This window comes from Mordavella massiliensis, from assembly GCF_016901695.1.
Lineage (GTDB): Bacteria > Bacillota > Clostridia > Lachnospirales > Lachnospiraceae > Claveliimonas > Claveliimonas massiliensis_A.
Genome location: NZ_JACJKS010000005.1, coordinates 149,155 through 164,764 on the forward strand (window position 1 = coordinate 149,155; position 15,610 = coordinate 164,764).

Consider the following 15,610-nt stretch of genomic DNA (forward strand, 5'->3'; position numbering starts at 1 on the left):
TGACAGGGACCTGTCCTTTGCCTATGATAAGAGCAGGAATTGTATGAGGGAAAGGTTGGGAGAGCATGCTGACAGAAGAACTGTTGAAAGACGCCGTCCGGTACGGGAAGGCGTTCACGAAACTGGGCCGGACGGCGCAGTACATTCCCCAGCTGCGGGATGTGAATAAGTATTATCTCGGGATCTGCGCCATGGATCTGGAGGGGAATACGTACGAGGCGGGAGATGCAAGGGTTCCTTTTACCATCCAGAGCATCTCCAAGCTGGTGTCCCTGATCCTGGCCATAAGGGACTGCGGGGCGGATCATCTCTTCCATGAGAAGGTGGGAGTGGAGCCCACGGGGGATCCGTTCAACTCGATCGTAAAGCTGGAGACAAAGACGAGGCCCTTCAATCCCTTTATCAATGCAGGCGCCATCACGGTGGCAAGCTGCATCCGGGGCGGGAATGCGGATGAGAAATTCGACCGTTTCCTGGAGTTTACGCGCAAACTGTGCAACAATGACGAGATCGCCCTCAATGAGCCGGTGTACCTGTCCGAGCGGGAGACCGGCGACCGGAACCGGGCCCTTGCCTACTATCTCAAGGCTTCCGGCATTCTGGAGGGGGATGTGGAGGAGTGTCTGGACTTTTACTTCCGGATGTGCTCCGTCAATGTGACGGCCCACGACATCGCGTACATGAGCCTCGTGCTGGCCAACCACGGCGTGGATCCGCTGGATCAGGAGGAGCTGATCGAGCCCCAGTACGCGAAAGCCATCCGCGCCCTGATGCTGACCTGCGGCATGTATGACGGCTCCGGCGAGTTTGCCATGACGGTCGGCTTTCCGGCGAAGAGCGGCGTGGGCGGCGGCATCGCGGTTCCCCTTGTGGGACGGATGGGCATCGGCGTCTTCGGGCCGGCCCTCGACGAGAAGGGGAACAGCGCCGGCGGCATCAAGATCCTGGAGTATCTCTCGGAGAAGATGGGGATCTCGCTGTTCTAGGTGATCTTCCTGCCCACCTTCGTCAGCCGGATCACATAGACGCAGGCAAAGGAGACGGCCGTGATCGTTACGATAAGCCCCGGCACCGCGATCCACGCGGAGAGGGCACTGGGTTCCATATGTTTTTTATAATTGTCCAGAAACAGGATGTGGATCAGATAGATCCCGAAAGAGAGTCCGCCAAAGAGGTCAATGACCCGGCGGGCTCTTTCTTTTGGCTGGAAATGGCCGCCTTTTACGCGCAGCATGTACAGGAAGAAGGCGGCTCCCGACAGGACGACAAAGGGCATGCCGTAGGTGAGGGCGCCCTCGTAGTGGTCGCCCCGCCAAACGGTCACGGCCAGGGTCGCGCCGAAGGATACGGCCATGCCGCCCAGGCACAAAAGGGCGGCAGATCGCTGGCTGAGGCGGATCTTATCCCGGTATTTGTAAAGGTAGTATCCGATATACAGGTAGTAGGCATACACCCGGTCCCCCACCAGGGGCAGGTCGTAGTAGAGCTCGCCGCCCAGCAGCCAGAGCAGGTCGTTTGCCAGCACCGCGCAGGTGGCGATGATGAGGAAGGCTTTCTCCAGCTTCGGGCCCATATGCCGGCACATTACCTGGAGGAAGGGCAGGGCCAGGTAGATGGGGATCATGGCGTACAGGTACCAGAGGTGCGCCTCGGCGGGCACGTAGAAGATCTTTCGCAGGTCAAAGTCCGACTTCATGTAGAAGGTGTTCCAGAGATAGTAGATGACGCTCCAGACCACGAGAGCCAGGAAGAACCGGCGGATCCGCTTCCAGTGCTTCTCAAGGGGCTCGTCCCTCCCAAGGAGGAGCGCGCCGGAGATCATGAAGAAGCAGGGCACGCTCACCCGGGCGAATGTGTCCACTGCCAGGGAGAAGAGATATTCCCCGTCCGGGATCTCCCCGTAAGCCCGGCAGAAGTAGTTGCTCACATGTATGGCGATGACCAGGACGAACGATGCCATCCGGACCAGTTCCAGGTTATAGTCTTTTTCCCTCATAAAGGTTCCTCCCGTTGCGTTCAGATTCAGCAAGTCAATCATGGCACGGATCGGCGGTTTCGTCAATGGGGAAATTTCAGTATATTCCGGCGCCTTTTGCGGCATGCTAATTCGGAAACAGGCAGAAAGCATCACGGAGGACAGAGATGGTATATACGGGGACTTTGGACGAGATCAGAAAAGAGCTTGCAAAGGCGCTGGAACGCGGGGAGTTTCACGTGTGGTACCAGCCGCAGGTGGAGATGGAGACGGGGAGGATCGCCGGCGCGGAGGCGCTTGTGCGGTGGCACAGCCCGGTCCACGGCCTGCTCCTGCCAGGCCAGTTCATCCCCGCGCTGGAGGACAGGGGGCTGATGCCCCTGCTGGACGGGGAGGTGCTCCGGATCGTCTGCATCGATATGCAGGAGGCGGAAAAGAGGGGCGTCTGCCTCGGCCCTGTCTCTGTCAACCTGACCCGCCTGCACGCCGGTCTTACTGTCCGCGCCGGCGGTGTGGAGGACGCCTGCGCGGCTATGGGTCTGCGCACAGACAGGCTCCTGTTTGAGCTGACAGAGACGGCGGATCCGGAGGGCAGTGAAAGGCAGATGCGCGATTTCGCGGGGAGACTTCGGGCAAAGGGATTTCGGATCGCCATGGACGACTACGGCATGGGGACCTCCACCCTGAAGACTCTCCACCAGATCGCCTTCGACATCCTGAAGCTGGACCGGTATTTCGTGAGCCGCATCGGGGAGGAGAAGGCGGAGAAGATCCTTACCTCCACCATTGCCATGGCAAACGGGCTTGGTATGGAGGTGGTGGCGGAAGGCGTGGAGCGGCGGGAGCAGACGGCCTTTCTGCTGGAGCACGGGTGCCGGATGGCGCAGGGGTACTACTATGCGCCGCCTCTCACAAAGGAGCGCTACATCCGGTACAGGGCGGAGGGGAAACGGCTGCCGGACAGGGGGAGAAACGCATGAGGCGGCTGTACCGCCGGCTGGCTTTCGTCTATCTTGCCTCCGCGCTCCTGTTTGTCCTTCTCTTTGCAGTCAGCCTCTACATCCGCGGAAGAGAGGAGAAGGGATACTATCTGTATCAGCTCCTCGGAGGCGTGGACGGCAACCTGGACGAGGCCCAGGAGGCGTACGACGATGCCGTCCGGCGGCTCTGTGACACGTATGCGACCCACGCCAGGGAGGCGGCTTACATCCTGGCCCGGGAGGGGGAGGTGGAAGTGCCCGCCCTGGAAACCCTGCGGGAACTGCTGGATGTGGGCGCTGTATCCCTGCTGGACGACGGGGGGCGGATCATCCTGAGCACGAAAGAGAGCCTGCAGGGGACAAAGGAGGAGGACTCTGTCATGGAGCAGATCCGGGAGGCACCGGCAAAAAGCGCGGCGGCCGTCCGGGTGGACGAGCCGGATTTCTGGGAGCAGCCGGCGTACCTTTACGTGGTCGTGCCGGCAGAGTCTGCGCAGTTTGCCGCTGTTCGGATCGACGGGGATATGTCCCGCCTGGGGCTGACAAGCGGCGCGCAGCGTGTCCGGGCGACGCTTGGGCAGGCCACGACGGAGTATGGCACGAGTATTTTCGCCGCCGGGAAGGCCCGGGGCCTGATCATCGGGATCACGGAGAACAACCGGCAGGACATCGAGATCGCGCAGGTTGAGGAAGGGCAGGAGATGGTGGACTTTATGGACGCCCTTCCGGAGGGGAAGCCGGTCGTCCTGCGCATCAACGGCGCATGGCAGAGCGTGGTCGTGCGGGAGAGGCACGATATGTATCTGGCTGCGTTTACAGGGATGGACCAGGTGATGGCGGATGTGTTCGCCACGTTCGTCATTGCGGCGGGCGCGGCGGCTGTGATCAGCGCGGTGACGATCTTCGTGGTGCGCCGCTATATCCGGCGCTATATGTTCAGCCGTTTCGAGCAGGTGCAGGAGGGGATACGCCGCGTCCTGCAGGGCGGGGAGATACAGGAGGAGGAAAAGAGCGCCCTGCCGGAGCTGAGGCCGCTTCTGGAGATGATCTCCCGGCTGGAGCAGGGCTATGCGGACAAGGCAGCCGGCATGGACCGGATGGCGGGAGAGCTGACGGACGCCAGGCAGGAGGCCGCCCTGGACCGGCTCACCGGACTGTACAACCGGAACGGGTTCGAGAGGCAGGCGGAGGCGTTTCTGGAAAAGTCGGAGGAAGAAGGCGTCCTGCTCCTGTTTGATCTGGATCATTTCAAGCTGGTCAACGACATGGAAGGGCACCCGGCGGGGGACCGCCTGCTGGTGCAGTTTGCCCGCTGCCTGTCCGGGGCGTTCCGCAGGGAGGATGTGGTGGGCCGTCTGGGGGGAGATGAGTTCGCCGTACTGCTCACCCGCCGGCTGTCTGCCGGGACGCTGGAAGAGAAGCTGCGCGGCCTGTTCCGGGAGATCCGCTCCTCCATGGGGGAGAACTACGGGAAGTACCAGGTGTCTGCCAGCGCAGGCGCCGTGCCGGTGGACGGCAGCCTCCGGGACTACGGGGAACTGTACCAGTGCGCGGACACGGCGCTCTATATCGCCAAGTATATGGGGAGGGACCGGTACTACATCAACGGGCAGAAGATCCGGTGCATGCGCAGGGAGTGCACCGGCTGCCGGGCTGACTGCCCGCGCAGCCGGATCCTGCGGGGAAAGGGGGAGTGACGGCAGATGGAAGAGACCTATATTGTCATCCCGGCGCTGGAACCGGCGCCGGGGCTGGCCGGGTGGATCGGGGAACTGCGGGCCCGCACAGGCGCCCGGGTCCTTGTGATAGACGACGGGTCCGGGCCGGCGTACCAGGAGACCTTCGGGCAGGCGCAGCGCGTGGAGGGCTGCACCGTGCTGCGCCACGCACAGAATATGGGGAAAGGGCGGGCGCTGAAGAGCGGGTTTGCCTTTGTGCGTATGCAGCTTGAGGAGAGGCCCTGTGGGGCGCGCGGGGCGCGGATCCTGTGCATGGACTGTGACGGACAGCACCTGGCAGAGGACGGGGCCCGGCTGCTTGAGAAGACAAAGGAACGCCCGGGCAGCCTCATCCTCGGCACGCGGGACTTCTCCGGGGCCCATGTGCCGTGGAGATCGAGGATCGGCAACCGGATCTCCTCCTGGATCCTTAAGAGGGCGGCGGGGTGTTCCATCGGGGATACGCAGACCGGGCTGCGGGCCTTTGACAGCAGCCTGCTGGATCTGATGTGCGAGGTGCCGGGGGAGCGGTTCGAGTACGAGACGGAGATGCTCCTTGCCTGCACCGGGGCGGGCGTCCCCGTGCTGGAAGAGCGGATCGGGACGGTCTATGTGGATGGAAACGAGGGCTCCCACTTCCGCCCGGTCCGGGACAGCCTGCAGGTGCTGGCCGTGTTTCTGCGAAGGCCGGTCCGGTTCGCGGTCTCCTCCTTTCTGTGCGCCTTTGTGGATCTGGCGGCCTTCGCCTGCCTGGAACATCTGCTCCGGGGGCGGGAGGGCGCCCTGTACGGCGGGTTTGGCCGGATCTTTCTGGCGACAGCCGGGGCGCGGATCCTCTCGGCCGCGTGCAACTATGCGCTGAACAGGGGCTGGGTATTCCGGGAACAGCGGCCGGCGCGGACGGACAGCGCGCTCCGCTACCTGCTGCTTGGCACGGGGACGGCGGCCGCCTCTGCGCTCTGCGTGTCCGCCTCCTCCGGGCTTTTGCGGATCCGCCCGGAGGCGGCGAAGATCCCCTGCGATGCGGCGCTGTTCTTTCTCTCCTACCAGATGCAGAAAAAGTGGGTATTTGCGGGGAGCAAAAGAGAGGGGCGGTCCGATGGCAGATAACAGTGTAAAAAAGAGAAATACGGTCTTTGTGCTGGCGGTCTTTTTCTCAGCGGTATACCTGTTCTGGCGGATCTTCTTTACCATCCCGTGGGACGACGGATTCTGGCCGGCTGCGGCGGGGATCCTGCTTGTCCTGGCGGAGCTGGTGACAGCCTTCGGCACGGCGGAGCTTCTGGTCAGCAGGATGCAGGGCGCCGGCCGCCAGATCCCCTTTCCGGAACAGGCAGGGGCGGAGGATTTCCCGGATGTGGACGTGTTTATCGCCACCCACAATGAGGCGCCGGAACTTCTCTACAAGACGGTCAACGCCTGCACCTTCCTGGAGTATCCGGACCCGGCAAAGGTCCACATCTACGTGTGCGACGACGGGGGCAGGGACAGCGTCCGGGCCCTGGCGCAGCGGCTCGGGGCGGGGTACATCGGGATGCGGGAGAACCGGCAGGCCAAGGCGGGCAACTACAACCATGCCCTGGCCCGGACATCCTCGCCCCTGATCGCCACCTTTGACGCGGATATGATCCCCCGCCGCACCTTCCTTTTGCGGACGGTTCCCTATTTCCTCCTCCCGGATGTGCGACTGGGGCTTCTGCAGACGCCCCAGAGCTTTTACAACCAGGACCTGTTCCAGTTCAACCTTTATGCGGAGAAAGGCATCCCAAACGAGCAGGATTTTTTCTCCCGGGAGATCAACATCCTGCGCAACGCCACCAACACGGCGGCCTACACGGGGAGCAACACGGTGATCCTTAGGTCCGCCCTGGAGGAGATCGGCGGTTTTCCCTGCGATACGGTGACGGAGGATTTTGAGACGAGCCTGCGGCTCCAGAAGGCGGGGTACATCACCTACGCCACATCGGAAGTGCTGGCGGCAGGGCTGTCCACCACCACGGTGGCCAGCATGATCAGCCAGCGGATCCGCTGGGCCAGGGGCGTGATCCAGAGCATCCGGAACACCGGGGCGCTCCGGACGGGGAAGCTGTCCCTTCCGGCCAGGCTGTCCTATCTGAACGCCTGGCTCTACTGGTGGTCGTTTCTGTGCCGGATGATCTTCATCCTCGCGCCTGTCCTTTTTGCCCTCTTTGACGTCCGCCTGGTGGTGTGCGGGTTCTGGGAGCTGCTTTTCTTCTGGCTGCCGGCCTTTCTCTCGAACCGGGCTGCCATGCTGTATCTTGGTACCAACATCCGCAGCGCCAGGTGGAGTCAGATCATAGACACGATCCTGGCGCCGTATCTGATCTGGCCGGTGCTGCTGGAGTCCGCCGGCATCCGCCAGCGCACGTTCAAGGTGACAGATAAAAAGAAGCGGCGGGAGCGGACGGCCTCCTTCTGGTACCTGATCCCCCACGGCATCCTGATCGTCTTAACGGTGGCGGCGATCCTGCGCTTCATCCGGGGAAAATACGGGATGGCGCTTGTGTACAGCAGTGTGATCCTCTTCTGGCTCGGCTACAACCTGCTGGGGCTTCTCTATGCGGTCTTCTTCATGCTGGGGCGGGAGTCCAGGCGGATCTCGGACCGGATCGGCGCCAGGGAGAAGGCACAGGTGGAGACGGACGGGGGAAGCTTTCCGGCTGTGACGGAAGACGTGTCGGAGGAGGGGATCGCGCTGCGGCTTCCGGGGCAGGAGGCTGGCGGGACGCCTCCCCACCTGCCGGAGAAGGGCAGCCGGTTCCGGATCCGGGTTTGCACCGCCCACTACCGGGCGAGCCTGCAGGCTGTGTGCGTGTATGCGGGGCAGGGGAAGCTCACGGCCACGGTGGAGCCGGAAGGGGAGGAGAGCCGCCGGCACTGGCTGCAGATCATCCATGACAGGGAGCACTCTCTGCCCCGGGAGCTGGATCCATGGATGACGGTCTACGATGAGATCCGGCAGAACGCGCTTGTGCGCTGGAAGAAAGGAAGGTGAGAAGACGGTGGGGATCCTGATGGTCCTGTCCCTGTGGGGCTACTGTTTTGTCCTGTGCCGCAAAGGAGGCGTTCCGTTCTGGTGGGCGCCCCTTGTCTGCGCGTCCGGGATCAGTCTTGCGCTGTTTGGCGGCGCGCTTTCGGGGCGGCTGGCAGACATGTCCGGACTTGTGCTGGCAGGCGGCCTTCTCTGTTTTCTGTATTTTTCTGCCTGTGCGTGGAGAGGGAAGATCCGGCTGCCGGGCTGGCGGGCCGAGGTCGTGTGCATCGGCGCGGGGATGGCGGTCTTTGCCCTTCTTAGCCTGCGCCTGCGGCTGACCCACTACGACAATTTCTCCCACTGGGCGCTGATCGTCAAATATCTGCTCCTTGCAGAGGAGCTGCCGCAGGCGGGCGATGCGCTCCTTGCGTTCCGGGACTATCCGCCGGGGATGAGCCTAATTCTCTTCTATGTATGCCGGTATGCAGGGCATTCCCAGGGCATGATGCTGCTGGCCCAGAACAGTGTGATCCTGTCCTGCTTTCTGGCGATGTTCGGCATCGTGAAAGAAAGGCGCCGGTTTCTTCTGTACTCTTTTCTGGGGATGGGCTGCGCCATGCTCTCTTACCTCAACCTGACGATCCGCATCAACAACCTGCTGGTGGATTTTCTGCTTCCGCTTCTCGCCCTCGCATCGGTCGCGTGCGCTTACAGGGAGACGGACAACCGGAGGCTGTGCGCGGTGCAGATTCCGCTTCTGGGGTTTACGGGGATCGTGAAGGGGACCGGGCTGTTCTTTGCCGGTGTGGCCGGCGTGTACGCCGTATGGCGGCTGTTTCAAAATGCGCGGGGGACAGGGGGAAAACGGGGGCGAAGGATGGCAGTATGCCTGCCTGCCGCCCTGCTTACGCTGGCGGGAGCCGCTGCCCCTGCGCTTTTGTGGCAGCGGCATGTAGAGACGGATCTGGCCGATTTTGAGGGAAAGTTTCAGGCCGGCGCGGGCACAGGCGCGGGAGAGGCTGCAAGGGCCCGGCTCCGCCCGCAGATCGCGGAGGATTTCCTGCGGGCGTTCCTTGATCCCGCGGACAGGGCCTTTCAGGTGATCGCCCTTGCCGTCCTCCTTGCCCTAGCGGCAGCCCTCTGGTCCCGGCTTGCGCTGCGGCGCAGGTGGAAGGTGGGATGGGTCCTCTTGCCGGCGCTGGCTGCCGTGGCAGCCTACTACGGAGGCATGCTGTACATGTACCTGTTTACCATGCCGGAGGAGGAGGCCCTGCAGCTGGCCGGCTTTGACCGGTATGCCTGCAGCGCGGCGACCCTCTTTGCCGGCCTTCTTCTTCTGTGCGCCGTGACAGATATGGAGGGGTCCTTTGCGGTGGACATCGATGAGAGAGGGCCATACCGGGCCTACTCGTCCCCGGCTGCCAAGCGCAGGTACCAGTACGCCGTCCTGGCGACCATCCTTGTGGGCGTCAATTTCCTCTACTCGGAGTACAGCGGCCTGCTGGTCATCCGCAGCAGTTATGAGGCGTCCCTTCCGGGTCGGGCCCGGGCCCTTGTGGGGGACCGCTGGCCGGCGGGCGGCAGGGCGGATCCGCGCCGGTATCTGGTAGTGGCCTCCGATGCGGGAGGGCAGGTATCCAGCGGCGAAGCGGGCTACGTGTTCCGCTATTTCCTCTGGGCGGAGCACGTGGATGTGAAGGAGACGGCCGAGGGGGCGGACGGTTACGACTGCGTGATCGTGCTGGACCCGGAGCCGGCCCTTGCGCCTTCCCTGTCCGGTGTAGTAGAATGAAGCTACATCGGACAAGGGAGGTTCTCCATGAAGTTTTTTCATCTTTCAGATTTACATATAGGACTGCGGCTCATGAACCGGGACCTGAAGGAAGACCAGGAGTACATCCTCCGGCAGATCACGGACCTGGCCGTCCGGGAGAGACCGGACGCCGTCGTGGTGGCGGGGGATGTCTACGACAAGGCGATGCCGTCCGCGGAGGCGGTGGAGGTGTTTGACCGCTTCATCCGGGAGCTCGCGGAGGCGCTGCCGGACACGGCCATCATGCTCATCAGCGGCAACCATGACAGCGGTCCCAGGCTGAACTGCTTCCGGGGCATCCTGTCCAGGCAGCATGTCTATATGGTCGGCACGCCGCCCCAGACGGAGGAGGAGCGCCTGGAACGGGTGACCCTCACGGACGCCTGGGGGCCGGTGGATTTCTATCTTCTGCCGTTTGTGCGGCCCTCCATGGTCCGCCGGGCCGTGGCGGGGGAGCAGGAGGGCCCCCTCTCCTACAACGACGCCCTGCACCGGCTGATCGGGCGGGAGCAGATCGACCCGTCCAGGCGAGCTGTCCTGGTGAGCCACCAGTTCTATCTGCCGGCCGGAAAGGCGGCAGCGGAGGTGGAACGGATGGACTCCGAGATCCGCACGGTGGGAAATATCGATGAGGTGCGGGGGGATTTCCTGGAGCGGTTCGACTATGCGGCCCTGGGACACATCCACAAGCCCATGGAGGTGGGCAGTCCCTTCTGCCGCTACTGCGGCACGCCCCTGGCCTGCTCGGTCAGCGAGGCGGGGCAGGAGAAGGTCGTTGTCATGGTGGAGCTGGGGCAAAAGGGGGACCGGAAGGTGACCGTCCTCCCCCTGAAACCTTTGCGGCAGGTGCGGCTGCTGCGCGGGGACTTTGCGCAGATCCTCGGGCAGGCATGCGGCGACTATGTGACGGTGGTGCTGACAGACCGGGGGGAACTGGATATACCGGATGTGCAGGACAGGCTGCGGCACGCGTTCCCTAAGCTGCTGGAGATCCGCAGGGAGACGCAGCGCCGGGCAAAGCCGGAGGCGGGAGGAGGCCGTCCGGGAGATCTGGATCCCCTGGAGCTGTGCTGCGCGTTTCTGGGTGGTGCGGACGGGGAGGAGCAAAAGCTCCTGGCGGACGTGATCCGCACGGTGCAGGAGGTGATGTAGGATGAGACCGCGCAGACTTACCATGCAGGCCTTCGGGTCATACGGACGGAAGACGCAGATCGATTTTGACCGGACGAACCAGAATCTCTTCCTTGTCACCGGAGACACGGGCGCCGGCAAGACAACGATCTTTGACGCCATCGTATTCGCGCTGTACGGGGAGGCCGGATCCAGCGTCAACCGGAAGGACGGGACAGAGCTGCAGAGCCAGTTCGCGGAGGCGGGCGCGGAGCCCTTCGTGGAGCTCGTATTTACAGACGGGCAGGAAGAGGAGGGCGGCGTGTATACGGTGCGCCGCTCGCCCCGGCATGTGCGCCCTTTAAAGAGAGGGAAGGGGTTCCGGGAGGAGAGCGGGAAGGTCTCGCTCATCCTGCCGGACGGCACCGAGTACCCGCCGAAGGAGACGGACCGGAAGCTGGAGGAGATCGTAGGCCTCACCAAGGCCCAGTTCATGCAGGTGGCCATGATCGCGCAGGGGGAGTTTATGGAGCTGCTGCGCGCAAAGTCTGACGACAAGAAGAACATTTTCCGGAAACTGTTCCACACAGAACTGTACGAAAAGATCGTGGAGGAGCTGGGGCGCAGGCGCAGGGAGAAGCAGCAGGACATGGCGCGGATCCGCACGGTCTGCCAGAACGAGGTCTCCCACGCGCAGGCTCCCGCAGACTATGAGGCCGCCGGGGAGCTGGAGGAGCTCAAAGAGCAGATCCTCCGGTCGGACCGGCTCTCCGTGTCGGATATGGAGGCGTTCCTTGGCGCCCTGTCCGGCCTTCTTGCCGTGTTGGAGGAGGCGGAAGAAAAGGCCGCAAAAGCATATGCGGAAGCGGAAGCGCGCTATCTTGCAAGGCGGGACGCCTGCACCGGCGCGCAGCAGCTGGCCGCCCTGTTCGGACAGATGGAGAAGGCCGGGGAGGAGGCCGCCGCCCTGGATGCCCGGGAAAAGGAGATGCGGGAGGCGCTGGACCTGTCCGGCCGGATCCGCAGCGCCTGGGAGATCCGCTCCGTCTTCCGGCAGTACGAGGAGGCGAAGGAGAGGCGCCGGCAGACAGCCGAAGCCCTTCAGGTCCAGGAGGCGGCGCTGCCGGGTCTTGAGCAGGCCTCCCGGGAGGCGAAGAAGACGCAGGAGACGGCGCGGGAGAGCGCCGATGCCTGCGTGCGGGAGCACGCAAAGATTTCAGAGCGGACAGCCCGGGCGCTTGCCCTGTTTACCAGGATCGAGACGGCCAGGAAGCAGGTAAAAGAGGCCGAGACATCCGCGAGGGAGGCGTCCGCCGCAGCCCGCACAGCGAAAGAGAAGCTGGCGGAGGAAGAGGAGGCCGGGCGGGAGCTGGGCCGGCAGATCCGGCGGCTTGCATCGGCAGACGCCCGGCTGGAGGCGTGGAAGGCCGCAAAGGACAAGGCGGACGCCCTGGAGAAGGAAATGGCGCAGGCGCGGCGGCTGGAGCAGGAGCTGGAAAAGCAGGAGGAGCGCCTCCGGGATCTGCAGCAGGCCTACGGGGCGCAAAGCGCCGCCTATGAGCAGAGCTTTGCGGAGTATGAGGGGGCGCGCCGGATCTTCCTCAACCTGCAGGCGGGGTGGATCGCCCGGGAGCAGTTGCGGCCCGGGGAGCCATGTCCGGTCTGCGGTTCCACCGACCATCCGGCCCCCTGCAGGATCGAAGAGGAGCACCGGGAGATCACCCGGGACTATCTGGACCAGCTTGAGGACCGTACAAGAGAACTGCGCGACCGGCAGGAGCAGTCCGCCCTGCAGGCCAGGGAGGCGGGCGCGCTGGCCGCGCAGCAGAAGGAGCGGCTGCAGGCGATGGCGGACAGCATCTGGATGAACGTGTCCGGGCAGGAGGAAGACAGTCCGTCTGCAGAAGAGTGGACGGTGAAAGAGAAACTGGCCAGGGGAGGAGAAAAGCTGCAGGACCACCTGGCGGCCCTTGCCCGGGAAGGCGACTGCGCGCAGCGGGATGTGCGCACCCTCCGGCAGCTGGAGAAGGAGCTGGAGGAGACGGACAGGCGAAAGGAGACGCGCCGGAAGGAGGCGGAAGAGGCGGCCAAAAGAGAGAGCGAAGCAGCAGAGAAGCTTGCCGCCGGCCGGGCGGCCCTGGAGAGCATGGACACCTCCGGCGCGTACGAGAGCGCGGAGGAGGCAAAGGAGTGTCTCGCCCTTGCAGAAGCGCGCCGGAAGGAGGCGGAAGAGGCGGCCGCCGGCGCGCAGGAGGAAGCGGAGAAGGCCGGGACCGCCCTGCAGCAGGCCCTGACGCGGGCGGAGCAGTACCGGCAGCAGCTTCCGGATCTGGAGCGGGAGTCCGCCCTGCGGCGGCAGGAGTACGAGGCTCTTCTGGAGGAGAAACAGGCGGAGGAAACAGCCTGGAGGGAGCTGACGGAACGCTATGGCCGGCAGGAGGCAGACCGCCTGCAGGAGCAGGTCCATACATGGGAGACCCGGAAGGCCGCCGCGGCCAGCCGCTACCACGCCGCGAAGGAGGCAGTGGGAGAAAGAGAAAGACCGGATCCCGAGAAGGCAAAGCAGGAGCAGGACGCAGCCCGGGAGGAGATGGAGCGGCGCAATGCCGCCCTGCAGGCAGTCAGCGCCTGCAAAAGCAGCAACGAGGCTGTGCGGCGGGCCCTGGAACCTGTACTCGCGGAGCGCGGGAAAGTGATGGAGGAGTACAGGAAACTGGATGGCCTCTACAGCCTGCTGGCGGGGAATGTCTCCGGCTCCCGCATGGATCTGGAGACCTTTGTCCAGCGCTATTACCTGGAACAGATCCTGCAGGCGGCCAACCGCCGCTTCCGCGTCATGTCGGGCGGTCAGTTCGAGCTTTGCATGTGCGATCTGGACCGGGCGGGCAAAGGCAGGAACCGGGGGCTTGACCTGATGGTATGGTCCGCGGTGACAGGGAAAAAGCGGGAGGTGCGCACGCTCTCCGGCGGCGAGTCCTTTATGGCGGCGCTCTCCCTGGCGCTTGGCATGGCGGATCAGATCCAGGCAGGCGCCTCCGCCGTGCATCTGGACATCATGTTCATCGACGAGGGCTTCGGTTCCCTGGATGAGCATGCCAGGGACAAGGCCGTACGCGTTTTGCAGGATATGGCGGAAGGGTCGAAGCTCATCGGCATTATCTCCCACGTGACGGAGCTGAAGCAGGAGATCGAGGATCAGCTCATCGTCACGAGGGACGAGGAGGGAAGCCATGTCCGGTGGCAGATCAGCTGAACCGGCCATTTTGGGCTACCGGGAAAACAGGAACCGTGTTATGATAGCACATAAGGAGGAGATGCGTATGATCCGGGCAGAGAAATACAGAGATAAAAGAGATGACTCCCAAAACAGGATCGTGACGATACCGAATATCCTGTCGCTTTTCCGGCTCTGCCTGATCCCGGTTTTTGTCTGGCTGTATTGTGCAGAGAAAAATTTTGTGTGGACAGGCGTGATCCTGATCCTGTCCGGTGTGACAGACACAGTGGACGGATTCGTGGCGAGGCATTTCCATATGACCAGCAATCTCGGCAAGGTGCTGGATCCGGTGGCGGACAAGCTGACCCAGGCGTCGATGCTCTTCTGCCTGCTGACCCGCTTTCCGCTCATGGCCGTTCCGCTGGCCGTCATGGTGGTCAAGGAGTGCTTCATGGGCATCACCGGACTTATGGTCATCCGCAGGACAGGTCATGTCTTTGGCGCTGACTGGCATGGCAAAGTCACGACCTGGCTGCTCTACGCCATGATGATCCTGCATGTGTTCTGGTACGACATCCCGGGATCCGTGTCGGCAGGCGTGATCACCGTGTGCGTGGGTATGATGCTCCTATCTCTTATCCTTTATGGGCTTCATAACATTCGGGCGATCCGGGGGAAAACAGACTGACATTGTCTTATCAGCCTTATGTATATTGCCTTTGTCAATAACAGAGCAGTATGTATAAGGTTTTTTTATGGCATTATTTGTGTACACTGGCGCACTGCATGTGTTATAATGCGGAGCGGTTTAAAAAACGAGAAGCGAGGACTTGAATGATGAGTGTACAGGACAGTGTGGTATTTGCGCTTGAGATCATAGGTACGGTGGCTTTTGCGGCCTCCGGGGCGCTGGTGGGCATCCGCAAATCCATGGATATATTCGGCGTGTGCGTGCTGGGCGTGATCACCGCAGTGGGAGGCGGCGCCATCCGGGATGTGGTCATGGGCGTCATCCCGCCCAATGTGTTTCGGGACCCGGTCTACGCGCTGCTGGCGGTGGCGGTCTCCTGCCTGGTCTTTGCCGCCATGTGCTTCCGGAGGCGGCTCTCGGACGAGCGGCTTGGCAGGCTGTACGAGACAGCCATGCTGCTCATGGACGCAGTGGGACTTGGCATCTTCACGGTGGTGGGGGTGAACGCGGGCATACAGCAGGGGTATGGCGGCAACGCCTTCCTCCTCATCTTTACCGGGACAGTGACCGGCGTGGGAGGAGGCCTGCTGCGGGATGTCATGGCCGGCGTCCCTCCATACATCTTTGTGAGGCATATCTACGCCTGCGCGTCGATCGCGGGCGCTGTGCTCTGCACCGCGCTTGGCCGGGTCACAGGCATGACGGCCGCCATGTTTGCAGGGGCTGCCGTTGTTGTGCTGATCCGCTGTCTGGCGGCGCGGTACCGCTGGAACCTGCCGAGGATCCGGGTGGAGGAGAGCGGGGCTGACAGAGGATAGACAGGGGATGGACAGGCGACCGCGCGCGAAAAGACTTGCAAATGGAAACGGACAGGTCTATAATAGAGAGCGATCGGAAAAATAAATACGACACGGGGAGCTGGCCTGGAGCCGGCTGAGAGGGGACTGCATGGTCCCGACCCGCAACCTGATTTGGATAATGCCAACGTAGGGATGGAGCCATATGCGAAGCCATATGGAAGATATGAGTGAGATGCCCTGCGGCGTCTCTTTTTTTTGTATTGGCGACGAGCCAAAGTCCGGGCCTGCCCGAGACCTTGGCGACCGCTTAC

Annotated in this window: 11 protein-coding genes and 1 riboswitch; of the genes, 10 read left to right on the forward strand and 1 reads right to left on the reverse strand. The window is 63.1% G+C overall.

Annotation, left to right across the window (positions count from 1 at the left end; all coding sequences use genetic code 11):
- Positions 1-65 precede the first annotated feature (65 nt).
- Positions 66-986 carry a glutaminase A gene (gene glsA / locus H6A20_RS05325; protein WP_204906107.1) on the forward strand — a complete coding sequence of 307 codons (921 nt, stop codon included), beginning with the start codon at positions 66-68 and terminating at the stop codon, positions 984-986.
- Here glsA and H6A20_RS05330 read toward each other — a convergent pair.
- Positions 983-1,996: an acyltransferase gene (locus H6A20_RS05330; protein ID WP_204906108.1), complete on the reverse strand. Its 1,014-nt coding sequence runs from the start codon at positions 1,994-1,996 to the stop codon at positions 983-985. The two genes, glsA and H6A20_RS05330, sit on opposite strands and share 4 nt — an antisense overlap.
- Positions 1,997-2,160: 164 nt before the next feature.
- Here H6A20_RS05330 and H6A20_RS05335 point away from each other — a divergent pair, with 164 nt between their 5' ends.
- The 9 genes from H6A20_RS05335 (at position 2,161) to H6A20_RS05375 (ending at position 15,317) form a co-directional block, all read left to right on the forward strand.
- A complete protein-coding gene (locus H6A20_RS05335; RefSeq protein WP_204906109.1) occupies positions 2,161-2,955 on the forward strand; it encodes an EAL domain-containing protein in 795 nt (264 codons plus the stop codon).
- Positions 2,952-4,652 (forward strand): GGDEF domain-containing protein, encoded by a 1,701-nt coding sequence (locus tag H6A20_RS05340; RefSeq protein WP_204906110.1) that lies wholly within the window; start codon positions 2,952-2,954, stop codon positions 4,650-4,652. The genes H6A20_RS05335 and H6A20_RS05340 overlap by 4 nt, the downstream gene beginning before the upstream one ends.
- Before the next feature lie 6 nt (positions 4,653-4,658).
- Entirely contained in the window at positions 4,659-5,783 is a 1,125-nt protein-coding gene (locus H6A20_RS05345; protein WP_204906111.1) for a bifunctional glycosyltransferase family 2/GtrA family protein, read from the forward strand.
- Positions 5,773-7,689, forward strand: a complete 1,917-nt coding sequence (locus tag H6A20_RS05350; protein ID WP_204906112.1) for a glycosyltransferase family 2 protein — start codon at positions 5,773-5,775, stop codon at positions 7,687-7,689. The genes H6A20_RS05345 and H6A20_RS05350 overlap by 11 nt, the downstream gene beginning before the upstream one ends.
- Positions 7,643-9,460 (forward strand): hypothetical protein, encoded by a 1,818-nt coding sequence (locus tag H6A20_RS05355; RefSeq protein ID WP_204906113.1) that lies wholly within the window; start codon positions 7,643-7,645, stop codon positions 9,458-9,460. The genes H6A20_RS05350 and H6A20_RS05355 overlap by 47 nt, the downstream gene beginning before the upstream one ends.
- A 27-nt stretch (positions 9,461-9,487) precedes the next feature.
- Positions 9,488-10,633, forward strand: coding sequence for an exonuclease SbcCD subunit D (locus tag H6A20_RS05360; protein WP_204906114.1), 1,146 nt, complete (start codon positions 9,488-9,490; stop codon positions 10,631-10,633).
- 1 nt (position 10,634) lies between these two features.
- Positions 10,635-13,844, forward strand: a complete 3,210-nt coding sequence (locus tag H6A20_RS05365) for an AAA family ATPase (protein ID WP_204906115.1) — start codon at positions 10,635-10,637, stop codon at positions 13,842-13,844.
- A gap of 40 nt (positions 13,845-13,884) precedes the next feature.
- Entirely contained in the window at positions 13,885-14,496 is a 612-nt protein-coding gene (locus H6A20_RS05370; protein ID WP_243426137.1) for a CDP-alcohol phosphatidyltransferase family protein, read from the forward strand.
- 146 nt (positions 14,497-14,642) lie between these two features.
- On the forward strand, positions 14,643-15,317 hold the full coding sequence (locus H6A20_RS05375) for a trimeric intracellular cation channel family protein (RefSeq protein ID WP_338106591.1): 675 nt from the start codon (positions 14,643-14,645) through the stop codon (positions 15,315-15,317).
- Positions 15,318-15,400: 83 nt separating this feature from the next.
- Positions 15,401-15,509, forward strand: a riboswitch (TPP riboswitch).
- Positions 15,510-15,610: the final 101 nt, after the last annotated feature.

Bases quoted from the DNA above. Each gene is read 5' to 3' on its own strand.
- H6A20_RS05345 (WP_204906111.1), top strand. From the start codon at position 4,659: ATGGAAGAGACCTATATTGTCATCCCGGCGCTGGAACCGGCGCCGGGG.
- H6A20_RS05340 (WP_204906110.1), top strand. From the start codon at position 2,952: ATGAGGCGGCTGTACCGCCGGCTGGCTTTCGTCTATCTTGCCTCCGCG.
- glsA (WP_204906107.1), top strand. From the start codon at position 66: ATGCTGACAGAAGAACTGTTGAAAGACGCCGTCCGGTACGGGAAGGCG.
- H6A20_RS05375 (WP_338106591.1), top strand. From the start codon at position 14,643: ATGATGAGTGTACAGGACAGTGTGGTATTTGCGCTTGAGATCATAGGT.
- H6A20_RS05355 (WP_204906113.1), top strand. From the start codon at position 7,643: ATGAGATCCGGCAGAACGCGCTTGTGCGCTGGAAGAAAGGAAGGTGAG.
- H6A20_RS05350 (WP_204906112.1), top strand. From the start codon at position 5,773: ATGGCAGATAACAGTGTAAAAAAGAGAAATACGGTCTTTGTGCTGGCG.
- H6A20_RS05330 (WP_204906108.1), bottom strand. From the start codon at position 1,996: ATGAGGGAAAAAGACTATAACCTGGAACTGGTCCGGATGGCATCGTTC.
- H6A20_RS05365 (WP_204906115.1), top strand. From the start codon at position 10,635: ATGAGACCGCGCAGACTTACCATGCAGGCCTTCGGGTCATACGGACGG.
- H6A20_RS05360 (WP_204906114.1), top strand. From the start codon at position 9,488: ATGAAGTTTTTTCATCTTTCAGATTTACATATAGGACTGCGGCTCATG.
- H6A20_RS05370 (WP_243426137.1), top strand. From the start codon at position 13,885: ATGATAGCACATAAGGAGGAGATGCGTATGATCCGGGCAGAGAAATAC.